At 70.5% G+C, this 18,117-nt stretch carries 17 protein-coding genes, 3 pseudogenes and 1 CRISPR repeat array; of the genes and pseudogenes, 19 read left to right on the top strand and 1 reads right to left on the bottom strand.

Translation table 11 applies throughout. The features are described 5' to 3' along the window. Positions 1-306 precede the first annotated feature (306 nt). From H299_RS33000 to H299_RS32975, 6 genes and pseudogenes are all read left to right on the top strand, one after another. A pseudogene (locus H299_RS33000) lies at positions 307-1,152 on the top strand (IS110 family RNA-guided transposase); the annotation flags it as partial. A 94-nt stretch (positions 1,153-1,246) separates the two neighbouring features. Then, positions 1,247-2,422 (top strand): HAD hydrolase-like protein, encoded by a 1,176-nt coding sequence (locus H299_RS37480; RefSeq protein ID WP_158692295.1) that lies wholly within the window; start codon positions 1,247-1,249, stop codon positions 2,420-2,422. A 204-nt stretch (positions 2,423-2,626) separates the two neighbouring features. Further along, a complete protein-coding gene (locus tag H299_RS0108705; RefSeq protein ID WP_027748097.1) occupies positions 2,627-3,094 on the top strand; it encodes a hypothetical protein in 468 nt (155 codons plus the stop codon). A gap of 256 nt (positions 3,095-3,350) precedes the next feature. Then, positions 3,351-3,704: direct repeats of the CRISPR family, unit length 29 nt; unit sequence GCCGTCATCAACCCTGGTGGGTTCGCAAC. Between the two features lie 192 nt (positions 3,705-3,896). After that, positions 3,897-4,532, top strand: coding sequence for a hypothetical protein (locus H299_RS32985; RefSeq protein ID WP_486587198.1), 636 nt, complete (start codon positions 3,897-3,899; stop codon positions 4,530-4,532). A 12-nt stretch (positions 4,533-4,544) separates the two neighbouring features. Beyond that, a pseudogene (locus H299_RS32980) lies at positions 4,545-5,186 on the top strand (hypothetical protein); the annotation flags it as partial. A 152-nt stretch (positions 5,187-5,338) separates the two neighbouring features. Beyond that, positions 5,339-5,791, top strand: coding sequence for a GNAT family N-acetyltransferase (locus tag H299_RS32975; RefSeq protein ID WP_051262240.1), 453 nt, complete (start codon positions 5,339-5,341; stop codon positions 5,789-5,791). Positions 5,792-5,818: 27 nt separating this feature from the next. Here H299_RS32975 and H299_RS0108690 read toward each other — a convergent pair whose 3' ends face one another. Next, entirely contained in the window at positions 5,819-7,411 is a 1,593-nt protein-coding gene (locus tag H299_RS0108690; protein WP_486587197.1) for an ISL3 family transposase, read from the bottom strand. Between the two features lie 169 nt (positions 7,412-7,580). Here H299_RS0108690 and H299_RS32970 point away from each other — a divergent pair. The 13 genes and pseudogenes from H299_RS32970 to H299_RS0108625 all read left to right on the top strand — a co-directional run. Continuing rightward, positions 7,581-8,117 (top strand): annotated as a pseudogene (locus H299_RS32970) (VWA domain-containing protein); the annotation flags it as partial. A 150-nt stretch (positions 8,118-8,267) separates the two neighbouring features. Beyond that, entirely contained in the window at positions 8,268-8,717 is a 450-nt protein-coding gene (locus tag H299_RS0108680) for a hypothetical protein (RefSeq protein WP_027748094.1), read from the top strand. 107 nt (positions 8,718-8,824) lie between these two features. Next, positions 8,825-9,244 carry a hypothetical protein gene (locus tag H299_RS0108675; RefSeq protein WP_078512569.1) on the top strand — a complete coding sequence of 140 codons (420 nt, stop codon included), beginning with the start codon at positions 8,825-8,827 and terminating at the stop codon, positions 9,242-9,244. Positions 9,245-9,649: 405 nt separating this feature from the next. Continuing rightward, entirely contained in the window at positions 9,650-10,096 is a 447-nt protein-coding gene (locus H299_RS40325; protein ID WP_486587196.1) for a hypothetical protein, read from the top strand. 271 nt (positions 10,097-10,367) lie between these two features. Further along, the gene (locus tag H299_RS0108665) at positions 10,368-11,117 is read left to right on the top strand and encodes a hypothetical protein (RefSeq protein ID WP_027748092.1); all 750 of its coding nucleotides are present in this window, start codon (positions 10,368-10,370) and stop codon (positions 11,115-11,117) included. Between the two features lie 58 nt (positions 11,118-11,175). Beyond that, complete coding sequence (locus tag H299_RS0108660; RefSeq protein WP_027748091.1) at positions 11,176-11,556, top strand: hypothetical protein; 381 nt, start codon at positions 11,176-11,178, stop codon at positions 11,554-11,556. Next, entirely contained in the window at positions 11,553-12,353 is an 801-nt protein-coding gene (locus H299_RS0108655) for an SPDY domain-containing protein (RefSeq protein ID WP_027748090.1), read from the top strand. Before H299_RS0108660 ends, H299_RS0108655 begins: the two co-directional genes overlap by 4 nt. 266 nt (positions 12,354-12,619) lie before the next feature. Beyond that, positions 12,620-12,973 carry a hypothetical protein gene (locus H299_RS40320; RefSeq protein ID WP_486587195.1) on the top strand — a complete coding sequence of 118 codons (354 nt, stop codon included), beginning with the start codon at positions 12,620-12,622 and terminating at the stop codon, positions 12,971-12,973. Further along, entirely contained in the window at positions 12,948-13,724 is a 777-nt protein-coding gene (locus tag H299_RS0108645; protein ID WP_027748088.1) for an SPDY domain-containing protein, read from the top strand. Before H299_RS40320 ends, H299_RS0108645 begins: the two co-directional genes overlap by 26 nt. Positions 13,725-13,938: 214 nt before the next feature. Next, positions 13,939-14,706, top strand: a complete 768-nt coding sequence (locus tag H299_RS32960; RefSeq protein WP_051262239.1) for a haloacid dehalogenase-like hydrolase — start codon at positions 13,939-13,941, stop codon at positions 14,704-14,706. Continuing rightward, on the top strand, positions 14,703-14,843 hold the full coding sequence (locus H299_RS39535; protein ID WP_158692294.1) for a hypothetical protein: 141 nt from the start codon (positions 14,703-14,705) through the stop codon (positions 14,841-14,843). Before H299_RS32960 ends, H299_RS39535 begins: the two co-directional genes overlap by 4 nt. Positions 14,844-14,854: 11 nt before the next feature. Continuing rightward, on the top strand, positions 14,855-15,676 hold the full coding sequence (locus H299_RS0108630; protein WP_027748087.1) for an SPDY domain-containing protein: 822 nt from the start codon (positions 14,855-14,857) through the stop codon (positions 15,674-15,676). Between the two features lie 121 nt (positions 15,677-15,797). Next, a complete protein-coding gene (locus H299_RS0108625; RefSeq protein ID WP_027748086.1) occupies positions 15,798-17,591 on the top strand; it encodes a type IV secretory system conjugative DNA transfer family protein in 1,794 nt (597 codons plus the stop codon). Positions 17,592-18,117: the final 526 nt, after the last annotated feature.

Here is an 18,117-nt window from a genome sequence, read left to right as displayed (position 1 = left end):
GCGTGGTTTGCGAAGCCGCCTCCTCGAAGGAGCAGCTCCATCTCTCTCCCATGGCCATGAGCCTGCCCGCACAAAGCGATGCCCGCTACCCACCGCGAGCACCCAAGAATCGATCGCAGAGGCGAGTGCTCATGATCGGGCGACGAGCCCCACGACTATGAATGCTCACTGCGCTCAACACCCGAGGTAGCCGGACGGCTGATGCCCACGAAATCGCGGGAACCTACACTCGCTTCCCGGTTCCACTGGAAGAACCATGCCCAACGACTCTGACCAAGACAGGCCCCAGGAGAAGATTCTCAACTCTCCCTGGAGATGACCGACGAGATCACCGCCGAGCTGACCGTACTGACCGGCTTCGACCAGGACCTGGCCGCCGAGGCCACCCGCACCAGCAACCGGATACGCGGCCTGCTCACCCAGTTCCACCCCAGCCTCGAACGCGTCCTGGGCCCCCGCCTTGACCACCAGGCCGTCACCTGGCTCCTGGAGCGCTACGGCTCCCCGTCCGCCCTGCGCAAGGCCGGCCGCCGCAGACTCGTGGAACTGATCCGGCCGAAAGCCCCGCGCATGGCCACCCGGCTCATCAACGACGTCTTCGACGCCCTGGACGAACAGACCGTCGTCGTCCCGGGCACAGGCACCCTGGACATCGTCGTCCCCTCCCTGGCCGCCTCCCTGGCCACCGTGCACACCCAGCGCAGGGCGATGGAAGCCCAGATCAACGCCCTGCTGGAGGCTCACCCTCTTTCCCAGGTCCTGACGTCGATGCCCGGCGTCGGCGTCAGGACCGCCGCTGTCCTGCTGGTCACAGTCGGCGACGGCACCGGCTTCCCCACCGCCGCACACCTGGCCTCTTACGCCGGACTCGCGCCGACGACGAAGTCGTCGGGGACCTCGATCCACGGCGAACACGCACCCCGGGGCGGAAACCGGCAGCTCAAACGCGCCATGTTCCTGTCCGCCTTCGCCTGCATGAACGCCGACCCAGCCTCCCGCACCTACTACGACAAGCAACGAGCCCGCGGCAAGACCCACACCCAAGCCCTCCTCCGCCTCGCCCGCCAACGCATCTCCGTCCTGTTCGCCATGCTCCGCGACGGCACCTTCTACGAACCCCGGACACCGAAGGACATCGAGCTCGCCGCATAACCCCAGCAACCCCGAACCACCCCAAACCCGACATGGATGCCTTGACGAAAGACATAGAGGCACCCCCCCGACCAGGAAAGGGATGCCCGCCTCCTTGACCACCTCCAGCGCTCCCGCCGAAGGCGGCCTGCACATCGTGTGGGCCTGGACGAGAACCCTCACCGACGACGGATCCCTCGACGCCGCCAACCCCGCGCTCACCGAGCTCGACGCCGCCCACCTCACCCCAGGGGACTACCGTGCCGCACCCGGCAACTTGCGCCACGAACTCTCCGGTGGAGGCCACGGGCTCTACGCCGCCTACCTGGATCGCCCGATCACTGCGACGCAGTGGGAACAGGCCCAGCATGCCCGTAACCGAGCGCGGCCCGCCCCACGACTGCGCGCGGACGCCCAGCAGGTACTCGAGGAGATGCACCGGGCGGGCGTCTCCCAGTCCCTGCTCTCCCTCACCACCCGGCACCAACCGCTCCTGGAGGAAGCCCGCAGCCTGGGAGTGCACTCCCGCATGATCCGCATCGACGGCCGGGTGGCCGACCGTACAAGCCAGACACAGGCGCTGGCCTACCACCTGTCCGCGCTCGGACTCGCCCGGACACCGCAGCGGGCCGTCGTGATCGGGGATACCGTGGACGATGCCCTGGCCGCCCGTGCTCTTGGCGCTGTGCCCGTCCTGGTCACCGGAGGACTCCACCCGGCCGCCCGTCTGCGAAAGACCAGAGCGGTCGTGGCCGATTCCCTGACCAACGCCGCCCGCATGGGCACCACGATGGCCCATCTCAAGGTCACCAACCGGCGAGTCCCCCTGCCGGCACCGCAGGCCGACCTGCCCGACCACCGCGACGCCGAGACATCCGACTACCAGGAACTGCTCCACCGGTGGGCGCATATCGTCACCCCGCTGCGTCAGCGCGGACTGACCTGCTATGTGGAGTACGGGCTGTCGGACTACCGCGTCGTCGCCCAGCTCCCCCACGACGGGGAACTGAGCATCAGCGGCGACCAGGAGCCGACCACCGGCCCCAGCGGGCACCCGGCGGGCTGGCTCGCCGTACGGGAATATCCCAACAGCCCCCGCATGCAGGACGTCATCTACGACTCGCTCCCCGCGGGTCGCAACGCTCAAAACGGCACCACCCTCGCGCCTCTGATGGCTGCCATCGACACCCGCCTGAGCGAACTGGGCCTGCTGCCACGCTCCCGACCAGCCCCACAACGAGCCCCGAATCCGCCGACCGAGGGCACCGGGCCCCGAGCCCGCAGCCGCTGACCGCACCGCCAGCCCGCGCGACGAACACCCACGGACACCGTGCGAAGAGCAGCGTGCGCCGCCACCTCGGCGCATACGCAGCGCCAGCGGTGATGCACACGCACACCACCGCCACGCCGGGCAGCGCCGGGCACCTACGGAGCCGTGCAGCGGCCCTATCGCCGCCTCGGCAGGCGCGACCCGCCGCCTCGATCAAGGACTCACATGACCGAACCCCCGCGCAGCACCGAGCTGGGCTCCCATCTGCTCACCAACATGCTGGGCTGCACAATCGACACCCTCGTCAGCCGACACCCCCGCGGCAGCACATCCGAACAACTCGCCGCGCTTCTCGCCGACGAAGCATCGGACTTGGATGCGACCCAGAGCGAAATGGCCCGCCTCGCCGCCCAGGCCACGGACGCCCTGACCCGCCTAATCCAAACAGGCGGGTCCTCCTCAACCTCCTCAGCCAGTGTCCTGGGCTCCACCGGCCATCGCCTGGAGATCCTCGCAGCCGAACGCGACCAAGCCATACGCCATCTTTACCGACTCGCCCGCGTGTACACGGCCTCCATCGCCGCCGTCGGCCCACCCCGGAGGGCAGAGCACTCGCACCGCTCCGCCGCCCAGCACGCGCCGGCCAGCCTGCCCACAGCGGGTGACCGGGGCGAACATCCTCAACACCGCTGACCTGCCCACCCCGCTCTGGCCGATGCCAGGAACCTGCGGGAAGGGCTGGTCTACGACGGACCCCTCCCGCGCCATGTCCGCGCCAGTGCCCCGAACGGAGCACGGCCACGCACACGCCCCGGCTAAGCTGTGGGGAATGCGGTACCCCTTCCCCGCAACTTCCTGACCTGCACTGATGCACCACTGCCGGATCGCTGCAGAATCGCCCCGCCGACAGCACGCTGGAGCTACCCTGACCAGCAGCTTTACTCTCGGGGCCGTCATCAACCCTGGTGGGTTCGCAACGGTGGCGTCCGGGTGGTCGAGATCGACGCCGCCGGGCCGTCATCAACCCTGGTGGGTTCGCAACCCGGACACCCCGCCCTGCAGCGCGCGGCCGACGCCGCGCCGTCATCAACCCTGGTGGGTTCGCAACCTGATCGTCTACCGGCGCGGCCGTGCGGTGACACCAGCCGTCATCAACCCTGGTGGGTTCGCAACGCCTGGCGGACCTCGGACATCTCCTCACCGACGTGGGGCCGTCATCAACCCTGGTGGGTTCGCAACGGGACGTCTTCGACGGTCTGCGGCGGGGGGCTTGAGCCGTCATCAACCCTGGTGGGTTCGCAACACGAAGTCGTTGACCAGGCCGCGGACGAGACTGAACGCCGTCATCAACCCTGGTGGGGTTCGCAACACCAGCTGCTGAGCGTGGAGGAGGTGCAGGGCCTGGTGCCGTCATCAACCCTGGTGGGTTCGCAGTCGGCGCTCCACCGCTGTGCGCTTGTCGCGAGCGCTCCCGCCACCAGCTCGTCACCACCGCGTGCGCGACTTCCGCCTGCGGATGGCCGTCATCGAGACCGAGACCGCGCTCGACCTCACACGTGACCGCTACGGCCGCACCGTTCACCCGGATACCGCCTCAGCCGCCCGCGACAAGGCGGCCGTCGAGGCGTACACCACACACCTCGCCCCGCACACTGATGCTCTGCTCGACGCCGCCCACCGTGCGCTCGACGAGCTGCCGCCCGCCAGGGACCTCACCGCGTGGCGGGCCGTGCTGGATGGCCTCGCCGCCTCCGCCACCGAGATCCGCCGGGCCCTGGAGCGGCCCGCCGCACCAGACTCGGCAGCCGAACGCGCGCAGCACGCGGCCCCGTGGCCACATCTGACTGCCTGGGTGGACCACAGCTTCATCGCCAGCGACCTCGCCGACCAGCACCAGCAGGCCCTTCTAACCAGCGGGGAGCAGCAGATGTGGGCCGGGGTGGCCCAGGCCGCGCGGAGGCGTAGCGAACTGGACCTGATCGAATCGTGGTACGCCGCTGACGGGCAGCCGATCACCCTCGCCTATCTGATCGAGGACGACGACTCCACGGTGATCGCTCTCAGAGGCGACCCGGACGCACCAGGCTGGCAGGTGATCGGGCACTACGCCCACGAATACGAAGCCGGGTAGGCGCTGCCCGCCGCCGATCTGTGCGAAAAGGTGCTGGGCGCAGACCTGCTGGTCACCCTCACCCGCATCTGGACCGCAGCCCACCAGTGCGCCGACCACGACGCCACGACCATGCTCGCGCACGCTCAAAGATGGTGCGCCGCTCTGGACGCCGCCGCCACCGCCCTGCCCGTGCCGGAGAACCTCACCGATCTGCTGTCCGGCGCCGTGGGGGTCGTCCTGGACAGCACGGCCGCCACCGACGCCGCCGACCTCGCGGCACAGGCCGCAGCGACCAACGCCATGGCCGCGCAGTCCAAGGCGCAGGCCCAGGACCGCGCCCAGCGGGCCGGCCAGCGACGCAAAGCCGCCGCCACCGCCAAGTCGGTCTTCAACGCCCGTGGTACCACCGTCACCCCCGACGGCACACCGGCGCCCAAAGGCAACCCGGTCACCGGCACCCGAAGGCCCACCGCCGCCGAGCAGAGTGCCGCCGCGCGCCTGAGCCGCGCCCTGCGCGCCGCCGCCTACCGCGAGCGGACCGAGGAGCGGACCACCAGCCCCACCCCGCCCGGCCGCCTCAACATGCGCGCGGCCCTCGCCCGCGACGCTCAGCGCGCGGCCGGGTCGGTCCCCACCGCGGAACCGTTCACCCACACCCGCCGCCGGAACTCGGTTCTGGCACAGATCTTGGGGAGCCGTCGCAGAGCGTCATCCAGCGTTCGGATGAAAGGCGGCTGGGTCCGACAGCGATCGATCTTGACGTGCCCGACGTGTGTGATGTCGAGTTGACGATGAGAAGTGGCACCAGCGCATAGGGGATCGACATGTTCATAGCAGAAGAGGGCGTTTTCGATCCTGTTGAGGTGCTGAAGCTCTACGACGTGGTCGGCTGGGAGGGCTACACCAGCGACGTCGACAAGCTCTGTCGCGGTCTCGCGAACTCTCACCTCGTCATCACGGCACGAGACGGATCGGGATCCCTCCTGGGACTGGCCCGGACCATCTCCGACGACGAGCACATCTGTTACGTCCAGGACGTCGTGGTCAATCCGGCGAACCACAGGCAGGGGGTTGGCCGGGCACTGGTCGAGCACTTGATGCGGCGCTACTCCCACTGCCGATTCTTCCTCCTGTCCACAGACCACGAGGCGTCACCAGAGGGCAGCCGCAACCACGCGTTTTACCGGAGCCTGGGCTTCCTGTCCTACGAGGAAAAGGAGATGGCAGGCTTCGGACTGCCAAGGAACCGCCCTGACCTGCGCGATACGGCTCCATAGTGGAAGATCTTGAGGAGTTACGGAATGCTACTGGAGCAGGATCAGCTTGCGGAGTAGATCGAATCCGGCTCGGCCGTAGAGCTGTCGCTTGATCTTCTTGATGCGGTTGACGGCGCCCTCGATGCTGCCGGAGCTCCAGTCGAGGGTGAGCCCGGCTGTCACGGCGTCGAAGTCTCGGTGCAAGTGCAGTGCGAAGCCGGTGAGGCCGGGCAGCTGGCTGGCGTCGACTGCGTCGATCCAGGTGGGGAGCGTGACGCCGAGGCGGTCGGTGAGTATCTCGCCGAAGTCGCGGACGTGTCCGGCTGCCGTGTCCAGTTCGGGGCAGCGGGCCAGGATGTCTTTCAGACCGGCTCGGTCCTCCTCGGTCAGGGTCGCAGGATGTCGGGTGAGCCAGCCGGTCACCTGCCGCACCGTCGGCGGCCGCGGCGGTGCGGCGGCCGGAGCCCCGCGCAAGGTGGCGATGTGGGCACGGACCATGCCGTAGGTGACGGGAGCATGCTCGGCGACCAGCTCGCCGTGCAGCCGGGCGACGCTGGTGCATCCCTCGGCGAATCGCCGTTCCACGTAGGGCTTGTACGGGTCCAGCCTGCTGGGTCGGGGCCGGTTCTCGCGGATGGTGTCCTGCCAGCGTGCGGCGCTCGCGTACCGGAGCACGGTGTTCAAACCCCAGCCCAGGTGCTGGGCGATCGCCCGGCGTGAGTGGCCTTGGGCGAGGAGCTCGTGGACCAGGGCGTGTGCGGCCTTCTTCCGCTCGGCCCGTCGGCCGACTGGCTCCGCGTCGTCCTGCGGCCGACTGGAAGCCCCTCCGCTGGCCTCCGGCAACACGCTGCTGGGCGACGGGTTGCGCAGGCAGTCGCGGTGGGCGGCGACGCAGGTCTCCACGGCCCGGCCCAGGCCCTGCCACAGATGGAACCGGTCAGCGACCTGCAGAGCATCGGGGGCACCGCGCCGGGCGCCCTCGGCGTAGGCGCCCGCCCGGTCCCGGCAGATGATCTCCACACCGGGATGGCGGATCAGCCACGCGGCCAGCGGCCCAGCGTCACGGGTGGGAAGCACATCGACCACGCGATGCTCTTCGACGCTGGTCAAGACGGTGGAGTAGGTCTGTCCGCGGCGGATTGCGAAGTCGTCCACGCCCAGCACCCGCGGCGTGCTGAACCGCGGATCGGGCAATGCCATGACCCTGCGTAACAGGGTCATCCGTCCCGCGCCGAAGCCCAGCTGGGCCGCCAGCCGAGCGCCGGCCCGCCCCGCCAGGGCGAGCCCTACCCGTTCCAGGACGTGGTTGAGCCGCGTGGTGAACCGTGAGTGCGGGACAGTCAGCCGGGAGAACGGCTCGGCGAACGTCCGGCGCTGGCAGTCCGCCGACCCGCAGATGAAGCGCCTGACCGTCAGCCGGATGACAAAGCCCTGATCAGCGAGCGGAAGGTCCTTCAGCCTGCGCTGGTAACGATCGTGGACCCGGCCCGAGAAGAGGCCGCAGTCCGGACAGGCCGCCGAGGCCGCGCGACCTCTCGCCACCACCTCGACCGTGCCGAACGCGGCCGTGACCGCGTCGACCTCCACCTCGTCGATCCCCTCGAACACCAGCGAGTCCCAGAACAGCGTGTCGGTCTGCATGCCCAGCACCATCACCGCCCACCGCCGACCACGGCAGCGAACGGAATGCACCTGAGGGAGCGTCACTGCCGGTCGTCGGGGAACAAGGCGTGCGCCGTCTTGTACGAGCCAGGACCTCGCAATCGAACAACGATGTCACGCTCTGCGACGGCTCCCCAAGATCTGTGCCAGAACCCGGAACTCGCCAACCCCACCGCTGCGTGTGGGTATCGCCGTCGACGTCTCCGGCTCCATGCGTGCCGTCTGTGCGCCCGTCGCGTCCGCTGCCTGGATCGTGGCACGCGCAGCAGCCCTGACCGACCCCGACTCCCTTACCGCCACCATCGCCTATGACAGACACCTGACCGCATTGACCCGACCCACCCACCGAGCACCACAGCGCGTGACGACGTTCGATGCCAACGGCGGCCACCACAACCTCGGCGACGCCATCGACGCACTCGACCACGGCCTCGAACTCAGCCGCCCCGGCGCCGGCCGCCTCCTCGTGATCGTCACCGACGCCCGGTACGGCAGCGACGAAACCGCTCAAGCCGTCACCCGCGTCAAGCAGCTCACGACCGCCGGCTGCACCGTACTCCAGCTCACCCTCACCGCAGAGTCCCACCACTTGCCGGGGACCACCTTGCTGCACCTGCCCCAGCCCTCCAGCGCTCCCGTAGCCATCGCCACGGCGGCCACAGACGCCATCCGCAGGACACGCTGAGACGACGCAGGCCACCACCCCAACCGCCAATGAAAGGCACTCAATTTGGAGCCCCAGACCAGCAGCCCGACCTCGAACGTAACGCCCATCAAACGGAATTCCCCGGGGGTCCCTACGAAGTGGACCGTCCAGCACTGCTGCGGCCACGAGATGATCCATGACCTGTCCGGCCGTCCCGCCGACCGGCGCGCCGGATTCGCCCGCTGGCTCGAAGCACGTGAGTGCTCCGAATGCTGGAAGGCCGCACGCGGCGAGGACATCGCCAGCAGGCAGGAGTGGCTCGCCGTCAAGCGCGCCGAGGAAGCGCAGGCCGCCTCGGAGTGGGCCCAGAAGTTCCACATGGCGCCGCTGGAAGGACCCGAGAAGGCCCTGGACTGGGGAGAGCGCTGCCGCCACCAACTCGTCACCAGCGCGTACAGCGCGCTGGTGAGCGAAGGCAGCTGGGAGGAGGACGACTGGGCGGTTGTGGAGGACAAGATCCGCACCGTCACCCGTGCCGGATGGTGGATCGACCAGCGCGACGCCGAGGGCACTGACCTGCCCGAACTCCTGGACGCCGCCGCCGGCGACGACCTCGGCACCGAGAATCCGTTCGGGTAGGGCGCCGGGTCTTGTACCCGATGATCCCCGGTTACCGAAACCGGGGATCATCCGGATCCTTGTTCCTCCCACCGCCTCCCCACGCACCTCGTGGAAGGAACCCCGCAGTGCCCGTGTCCCGCCGCCGCCCGTATGCCCCCGGGGACATCGTCACCCCCGAACGCGACATCACCCACGCCCATTTCCGGCCCGGCGACCCGGTCGTGATCCTCAAGGGCATCGCCGGTAACGAACTGTGGGGTGACACCTACAAGATCGTCACGCCCTCGTGGCACACCCCGACCGACGAGGACGGCTGGCGGCTGTTCGACGCGGCCGGCGGCGAGCGCACGTACATCACCGCGCACCCGCGCTACCTCGTCCACCTCACCGGCCAGTGCCCCGACTGCCTCATCTACCAGCAAGCCCTGCGCACGTACCTGGTGCCGCGCCTGGCCGGCGCCCAAGAGGACGTCGACTGCGGCTGGTACTCCACCACCGCCCTCAACCAGCTGGTGCACCTCGCCGACGCTCGGGACGGCCGGTGATCCCCCGCCTGGCCGAGCGGACCCACAGCCCGCACGACCCGCTCGCAGAGGCACTGGGGCGCCCGGTGTCGCCGGACGAAGGGCTGACCGAGTACACCGTCGTCGCCCACTGGCCGGGGCTGGATTTCTACCCTGGACGACGAGCAGAAGATCTGGACCTCCCTCCAGTGGGCCGAACACCTCGAAGACCCGTACCTGGAGCACCCGTTCACCGCCAGCGAAAGGGACGACCGGCGAGCGATCTTCCACCTCGCCGTCCGGCTCCACCCCGGCGACCGCACACTGCCGGGTGCGGCGTGGGCCGAGGTCGCTCACCGGCTCGCCCGCGCCGCCGGCGTCGAAGTCCCCGGCGAGGAAGACGGCTGTCGGTGGATCGCGGTCCAGGCCCAGCCCCGACGCCTCGACTTGATCGCCAGCCTCATCCGCCTCGACGGCACCTGGCACCCCCAGCCTGCCGACGTCCTGCGGCGCCTCGCGGATGAATCCCGGCGCATCGAGGCGGACCTTCGCCTGATCCCCGTACGCAACACACCAAGGCAGCAGGCCGTCTCCCGGGCTGCGACGACATCGACCCCGCTTGCGGCCGTCCTCGCGCAGCTCGCCGACGAGCGATCCGGACCACTGGCCACGGTCCGCGGACTCGTCGAGCACGCCGCCCACCGGATCGCCCAGCATCCCGGCACCACCAGTGCGGACGCAGCGCACCGCCTGGAGCTGCTCGCCCTCCGCCTCCACGGCATCCGGCACGACCTCGACGCCGCGGCAGCACACCTGACCGGCACGCCCCACTCCCGCGTCGCCTGCGCGCCACCGGCCGTCCGGGTCACGGCACGACCAACACCGAAGCCGTAGCTCGTCTGCGGGCCCGCCGGGTATCACGTCGAGCGCGACGAGGGCTTCGACACCGAGGAAGCTGCCGAAGTGCTCTCCGCCCGGCGCCTGCGCCGCCTCGCACACGGGCACCCGCACGTCGTGCGTTCTGTCCTATTTTCCACACCCGGACGCCCTGGCCGACCGGCACACCCCGTACCCGGCCCGCGGCCCTGCGGCCAAGAGGCCGCCGCCAGCTGGCGTAGACGCTCCGCCGTCTGCGGCTGCCCGCCCCTCTCCCGTCGAGGAAGACATGCCCCACCACGAAGACACCAGGCGCCTGGCCTCGTTCGCCGACGTCCTCGCCTCCGAACTCCCCGGCACCTGGACCAGCACCTTCCCTACTGTTGACCCGGACGACCTGGCCGCGCTGACGGACCACGTATGGGACATGGACCGCGTCGCCGAGTCCCTTGCCAGGCACCCGCTGCAGCAGGCAGCGGTTCTGACCCGCGATGACGGCGCACAGCTCGCCGTCTGCGACCGGAGCGACGATGTCAGCGGATTCCTGATCGCCGCCGTCGCGCCCCGCGTTGTGGCCGAGGCATTTCGCGGGGTGCGCGAGCCCGACGGGATCGTCGTGGGCGACGACCCGTTCCTGGGTGCCGAGCAGGTCGCCGGCGACCTGCTGCCCCGCTACGAGGCGGCACTGGATCACGTGCGTCGCCAGGCCGCCGCCGGCGTCGAGCCCTCGCACCTGGACCGGGTCGTCCTCACCTGGCAGCCGGACGGAAGCCTTGCCGCCGCCCCGATCGGCGAAGCCGCCGCCACCGTGCTGACCGCCGCCGGCTTCGTCCGCGAGGTGGCGACCGGCATCTACCGGCTGAACAGCGACGACACCCGCGCCCAGGCCCGCGCTGCGCAGGAAGCCGGACGGCAGCTCGCCGCCCGGGGAATTGACACCGCGCTCCAACACCCCTCGGGCCGGGCCGCGCCGACCGCCGCCCCGCCACAGCCGACGGCACCGCCCATCACCCGCGCCGCCACCTCGCGGACCCGATGACGAGGCCGCCGAGGCAGCCGCCACCGCCCCCATCCCGACACCGCATCCTGGAGGATGCATGCCTCACCCCACGTACCCGGTGAATCTGGCCGACGAGATCACCCGCCAGCTCGGCCGGCTCGCCGACCACCTCGCGCAACTGCCCCCGCATGAGGCCGCACAGGTCATCGCCTGCAGCCTCGATCCGGACAACGGAATCCTGGGCGGCGTCACCCACCTCGTGATCACCAGCAGCGAGTTCGCCAAGACCCAGGCCGAGCGCGGCGCCCTGCCGGCACAGGTGTCGCTCGCCCTCGGCCGAGCCGCGAACGAACTCCACGACATCGGCCTCGATGTGGACGACCACTGCGAAACCCTCTGCCACGCCGGCACACGGCCCACCACCATGGCGGCGGCGCCACCCGCACGTGCGCCGCTGATCGTCCGGCGGCACCGGTGACCAGGAAGCAGTGGCCAGGCTGGGGCCCGGGCGAACAGGCCGAGCAGCACTACCTGGTGGAGCCCCGGCACCTCGCCGGCGGCGGCGATGTCCGCCACGTCTCCGAGTTCCTGCGCGCCTCCGGCTGGCGGGACAAGACCAAGGCCGACGGTCCTCTCTTCCTGGAGAGCCCGGACCGCACAGTCCACATCGCCTACGACCCCACTGTGGTGCCGGGCGGGTGGACGATCCACGGCAGGCCGTCCGGACGGCAGGACGAGTGGTGTGTGAACCTCGGCCGGCAGACACCGGTGGAGATCATCTCCGGGCTGACCGACGCGCTCACCCAGCCCCGCTCCGCGCACGCCCCCTCCGCATGGGCGCCGCTCCAGGAGCAGCGCTGGCGCACTCCGCCCGACGGCGGACACGTCACCTCGGTGAGCCCTGACGGATCGGCATGGATGCAGTTCCGCCGGGGCCCGGACGGCGAGGCGGTGTGGTGGTCCGGCGCGCGGGACCAGCAGGGCAACGGCTGGACCGCGAGTTTCACCGCCACCACCCCAATGCATCTCGTGCAAGCCTTCTCGACCGCTCTGGCCAGTCCCGAGCCTGTGATGCGTCCGCGCGGGCGTGTGCCGCACAGCGGGCAGATCCGGACCCGCTCCGTCTCCGTCCTGCCCTCCCAGCTCCGTGCGTGGCAGCAGGCCCGCATCGCCGGCGCCCGCGCCGCCACATGGGCCCGCAACTCCGTCCGAACCCGGCCCGGCACCAGGGCCCCCACCCAAGTCTTCACCGGCCGCACCGCCGCACGCCGCTGATCACGAACTGACGAGGACACACCGCTATCCCCCTTGATCCCGCTGCCCGGCACCGCGAGGCTCTGCACCACCTCGACGGCTTCCTCCGCGACAGCAACAAGATCCTCGACGACTGGAATGCCGACTCCCAAGAGCACACCGGCTTCGACGGCCAGCCGCACGACGAGGACACCTGCCGACGCCGCCGAAGCCAGCGCGGTGCCGACACCTCGGCTGCGTTCGAACCCGTTCACACCGGCGCCCGTCACCTGCTGGATACGGCCCAGATGCAGCTCGCGCACCTGCCTGTCCACGGAGCTCAACACCGCTGGGCCCACCAACTCGGCGTCCTGCACACCGCGCTGGACCGCCTGGAGGCGCTGCAGCAGGAGTGGACAACGGCCCACGAAGGTCTCCCCGACGGCGCCCGGCCCGGCACACCGGGCTTCTGTGACTCCCTCGCCGATCATCACGCCGCAGCGGGGAACTGCCTCGTGGACTGGGCCACCCACGGCCACGTCATCGGCGAGATCAACTCCGCCGCCCGGCACGCCCCCTCGCCCCTCGCCCCGCCGCCAACCCCAGCGGCCGGCCAGTCCCGGCAAGGAGGTGACCGTGGACAGCGCTCCGGCCACCGTTGAGGCCACCTACGTCGCGCCGCGTCACCTGGCCGACGGCGGGGATCCCGCCTGGATCACCGTTCCCCTCCACTGCGCCTGCGGCTGGAGCCACGGGAACGACCCGCTGATGCCTCGCGTCCTGCTCACCAGCCCCGACCGGAAGGCGCTGCTGCGGCTGGAGCCCGACCCCGACGGCCAATGGTGGACGCTTCACCACGCCGCCGGGAAGAACAGGCCCGCCTGGTACGCGAGCTTCGGTGCACGCACCCCGGTCGAGATCCTCGCCGGCTTCACCGACGCCCTCACCGACGCCCTCACCAGCCCTCCTACCGCCGGTGAAGCCGACCCCTGTGAACCGCTCCGGCAAGCCGAGTGGACACCCGGCAACGTCCCCAATGGGCTCATCTCGCCCGACGGCACGGCGTATGTCCAACGCTTCGGCGAGGGCAGCGGCCCCTTGTTCGTCACCGTGGCGCTCAGCGAATCCCGGCCGGTGTGGCAGGCCCGCTTCGGCGAGCATGCTCCGCCGCACCTGATCGCCGCGTTCACCGCCGCTCTGGCCGACCCCACCCCGGTGGCTCGGCCCGACGGGGTCCCTCTTCCGACCCGCAACCCCGCCTTTGTCACCCGCACGGACCGGGTGGTGCCCGCCGCGCAGGTCGCGTTCGCCCTGGAAGACCGCGTCCGCAGGCTCAGCGCCCGCCTCGCCGCCCCCTCAGCGGCCCCGCGCGGCCCGCGACGCCCTCCGGACAGCCCAGGCCGCGTCCGGTAGCCGCCCTCCGCACCGGCCAGGAGCACATCGTCCTCCTCCCACCAGCTACCCGGAGGCGGGCGCCACACCGTCGCCCACGCCGGCGCGATGCCTCAGCGTCCGTCCGTCGGATTCGCCGACCGCCTCACCGAGCACATGCGGCGGACTGCAAGACCCCGAGGAAGCCCTGACCACGCAGCCAACACCCCTCTCCCGCCGAAGGAATCCACCCCCTATGAGCCCTGCCCTGCATGTCTTCGACATGGACGGAACGATCCTGGGACCGCCCGCCGACGGCGCGTCCGGGCAGCCGCACAGCGCGGCGCTGGAAATTGCGCGCCACCTCGGCTGTCACCCGCAGGTGCTGGACCTGGAGAAGCGTCTGGCCCGCCACGAGATGACCCACCCCGAGTTCGCGGTCGCCTTTCACCAGCTGTGCACGGGCAGTCCTCAGCCGCTCACCGAAGCAGACATGATCGAAATCTTCGAGAACGCGGCGTGGATCCGCGGCCTGGACCATGTCGTCGCCGACATCCACGACCGCGGTGAGAAGTGCGCAGTGGTGACCATGTCGAACGAGCGCTTCGCCGAACTCCTCGTGGACCGCCGCGGCATCGACTACGTCGTCGGCACCCCCTGCCCGACCCTGCCATGGACCCGCGCGGAACCGCTCGACCCCGACCTCGCCCCCGGACCCGGCGACAAGCCCTCTCTCGTGCAGGCCATCCGGCAGACGGCTGGTGTGCCCCGGAACCGGGTGATCGCCTACGGCGACGGCTCCAGCGACGAGCCGCTCTTCCAGCACCTGGACAAAACCGTAGCCGTCAACGCCTCGGCCGCCCTTCGCGCGCTCGCCACCCGCACCCATGCCGGCCCGGATCTGTGGCCCGCCTACCAGCAGGGCCGCGACCTGCTGGCCCACGATCCCCCGTGCCGCACGACGGGCCCACGCGGTCCGGGCGCCGGACTCACCCTCCCTTCCCGTAGTCCATCAACTCCGTGACCGGCGAGATCCGCCTGATCTTCGACGGCCTCCGGGACGCCGCCCCGGAGGCCACCGACCGGCATGCCCTGCACAGGAACGTGCAGGGCCTGGGCGGTCACGCATTTCAGTCCGCACATCCGCCGGTTCAGCCGTGACCCGCTCCCACATGACCTACATCTCCAGCAAGGCCGACGATCCCTCGAACCGCATCTGGTTCGACACCAGTCCGCGCCACCTGGCCGGGCCCGGCGATCCCCTTCATGTCACCCAGGCGCTGCGGGCCGCCGGTTGGAACAACCACTCAGATCCCGACTTCCCCCACGTCGTCCTGGGCAGTCCCGACCTCCGGTACACGCTCGTACTCGAGCCCGAACCAGCCTCCTACTCCTCCTGGTGGCGGGTCGTGTCGCACGCCGACGGGCAGCGCTGGCACGCCTCGTTCGGCGCGAACGTACCCGCCGAGGTCATCGCCGGATTCTCCGACGCACTACAGCGCCCCACGCCGGCATCGGAGCCGGACGTGTGGCCGGTGCTCAAGGCGGCAGGCTGGGGCTATGACCGCGACGAGCGGGGCAACGAGGCGGCGCACCATCCGGACGGCATCACACACATGGAACGGCAGGCGACGCTGACCAGCGACTACTTCAGCTGGACAGCCGAAGTCGCGATCCCCACCGGCCTCGGCGGCCACAAACGGCTCTGGCACGCCTACTTCGCCGACCACACACCCCGCCATCTGCTCGCCGCTTTCGCCACCGCCCTCACCGACCCTGCGCCCGTGCCGCGCGCTCGCCACGACGTCCCGCACGCCCACCTGGTCACTCAGGTGGACTGTGGGGCCCAGGGCAAGCAACTTGCCGCCGCCCACGCGGCACGTCTGAAGGCCGCCCGTGCCGCCGCCCGCAAGACCCGCCGCAGTGCTCCGCTCACCCGCCATGCGCCGGCACCCTTCACCGAGGTGACCGCTGCTCCGGCCCGGGGCCGCTGAACCACGCCCAGCGCACGGCACGCCGAATCTCCGGCCGGCCCCGCCCGGAGCCGCTCCCCGGCCGTCCGCGCCCCCGCCGCTCACGGCGCCCCTCCATCCGCTCTCCCCGGCAGGTGCCCCATTGCCTCCCTCCTCCGCCTCTTCCTCCGGCGACGGCTACGACATGGCCTTCCGCCTCCTGCTCGCCGTACTCGGCGTCGCCGTGCCGCTCTCCAACTTGGCCTGGCTCGGCGGCAACCTCACCGCCTGGGCCACTGACGCCGGCCCCAGTGCCCCGTACCAGCCGGTGCAGGCCCTGCTCCATCCCGACCAGCTGTGGCCCCATGTTGGCGAAACATCCTTGCAACTGGGCACACGCGTCCTACCGGGCGCCGTGCTGCTTGCCCTGGCCGTCACCGCCGATGTGATCTACAAGCGGCACCGAGGCGGCATCGGGCGCAAGAAGCGGGTCGCCGGCATGGCCAAGCAGCGGGACATCGAGCCGCTGATGTCCAAGGCCATCACCGCCAAGGCACGCTCGCTGCGCCCGAGTTTGAAAGACGCCAAGCACCTCGACGCGGCCGACACCGGCATCCTCCTCGGCAACCTCCAGGGCACGAAGCACGAGGTGCGCATGGGGTACGAGGACGTCGCCGTCGCGATCATGGCGCCCCGCTCGGGCAAGACCACCTCGCTGGCGATCCCCTCCATCCTCAACGCCCCCGGCCCGGTCCTGCTCACGTCCAACAAGGCCGCGGGCGATGCCTACACCGCGACCCTCGACGCGCGGGCAGCCGTCGGACGGGCCTGGACGCTCGACCCGCAGCAGATCGCCCACGCCAAGCGGGCCATGTGGTGGAACCCCCTGGCCGACGCCAAGACCCTCGACGGCGCAGGCCGGCTGGCCGGCCACTTCCTCGCCGCCTCCGTGGACGCGTCCCAGCAGGGCGACTTCTGGTCCAAAGCCGGCAGCAACATCCTCTCCCAGCTCTTCCTGGCTGCCGCGCTCGACGAGCGGCCGATCACCGACGTGATGGCCTGGCTCGCCTTCCCCGCCGACCGCACCCCGCTCGACATCCTGCGGGACCACGGGTTCGCCGCGGTCGCCGCGCAGTTGAAGGGCACCGTGGAGGGCCCGCCCGAAACCAGGGACGGCATCTACGAGACCGCTCGCCAGTACGCCGCAGCCCTGCTCAACTCGGAGATCGCCGCCTGGGTGACCCCGCAAAAGGACGTACCGGAGTTCAAGCCGAGCACGTTCGTCACCTCGAAGGACACGCTGTATCTGCTCTCCAAGGACGGCGGAGGCGGCGCGAGTGCCTTGATCGCGGCGTGCGCGGACAGCGTGATGCGTGCCGCGACCGCCCAGGCCGAACGAGCGGGCGGGCGCCTGGACCCGCCGATGCTCGCGATTCTCGACGAGGCGGCGAACGTCTGCAAAATCTCGGACCTGCCGGACCTGTACTCCCACCTCGGCAGCCGCGGAATCATCCCGATCACGATCCTGCAGTCCTACCGGCAGGGCCAGAAGGTCTGGGGTGACGCGGGCATGGACGCCATGTGGTCCGCCTCCACCATCAAGGTCATCGGCTCGGGTATCGACGACCCGGACTTCGCCGACAAGCTCTCCCGGTTGATCGGCGATCACGACGTGGAGACGACGTCCACCTCGACCTCCGAGTCGGGCAAGTCCACCTCCGTGAGCATGCGGCAGGAGCGCATCCTGGCCGCCGACGCCATCCGGGCCCTGCCCAAGGGCACCGCGCTCGCCTTCGCCACCGGCTTGCGCGTCGCGATGCTCGACCTCCGCCCCTGGTATCTGGAGCCGGGAGCCGACGACCTCTCGGCTGCCTCTGCCCGCGCGTCCAAGGACATCACGGCCCGCGCGCTCGCCAAGGCGGACCCGAACCAGAGCGACTTCCGCCCTGCCGCTTGAACCTCACCGCGCACCCGGTCCACGGCAAGTCGACTGGAGAAACGGCTCATTCACCCGTGTGTGACGGTACGCCGGACGCTCGCGTCCGAGCCGCCCGCCGAAGCTTTGCCGTTCGACGAGCCGCCACCGCCCACGCCTCTCCAGCGGCTCCTCCCTGGCCGCTGACCGCCCAAGCCCCGGAAGCCGCCGTCAGCGACGCGGTGACGCTGGCCACCGCGACGCGACAGCGCCGGGCCACCGCAGCGGACACCGATCAACGCTGACTGCCGTGCAGTGCCCCCCTGACCGAGATCGCCCGCGGACACGCCGTGGCCGGAATCGCACTGGGCCGCGAGTTCACGCGCTCCCGCGAACCAAGGCGCTGATGAGCACCCCGCGCGCCTGGAGACGAAGCACCTCGTTGAGACAACCGCCTACATCGGCAGCCCAGGACCGCGCGCGCCTCACCCCGGTCGGCATCACCACCCTCGCCTCAGCCATCGAACCGCCGGCCCCGGCAACGCCGGGCGCGCGCCCGCGACGACAC

The organism is Streptomyces sp. CNH287 (assembly GCF_000424825.1).
Note: the sequence above shows the minus strand (reverse complement) of the source record. Positions and strands in the feature narration are given on the sequence as shown.

Bases quoted from the DNA above. Each gene is read 5' to 3' on its own strand.
- H299_RS0108705 (WP_027748097.1), top strand. From the start codon at position 2,627: ATGACCGAACCCCCGCGCAGCACCGAGCTGGGCTCCCATCTGCTCACC.
- H299_RS32975 (WP_051262240.1), top strand. From the start codon at position 5,339: ATGTTCATAGCAGAAGAGGGCGTTTTCGATCCTGTTGAGGTGCTGAAG.
- H299_RS0108630 (WP_027748087.1), top strand. From the start codon at position 14,855: ATGACCTACATCTCCAGCAAGGCCGACGATCCCTCGAACCGCATCTGG.
- H299_RS0108680 (WP_027748094.1), top strand. From the start codon at position 8,268: ATGATCCATGACCTGTCCGGCCGTCCCGCCGACCGGCGCGCCGGATTC.
- H299_RS40320 (WP_486587195.1), top strand. From the start codon at position 12,620: ATGCAGCTCGCGCACCTGCCTGTCCACGGAGCTCAACACCGCTGGGCC.
- H299_RS0108660 (WP_027748091.1), top strand. From the start codon at position 11,176: ATGCCTCACCCCACGTACCCGGTGAATCTGGCCGACGAGATCACCCGC.
- H299_RS0108690 (WP_486587197.1), bottom strand. From the start codon at position 7,411: ATGCAGACCGACACGCTGTTCTGGGACTCGCTGGTGTTCGAGGGGATC.
- H299_RS32960 (WP_051262239.1), top strand. From the start codon at position 13,939: ATGAGCCCTGCCCTGCATGTCTTCGACATGGACGGAACGATCCTGGGA.
- H299_RS0108665 (WP_027748092.1), top strand. From the start codon at position 10,368: ATGCCCCACCACGAAGACACCAGGCGCCTGGCCTCGTTCGCCGACGTC.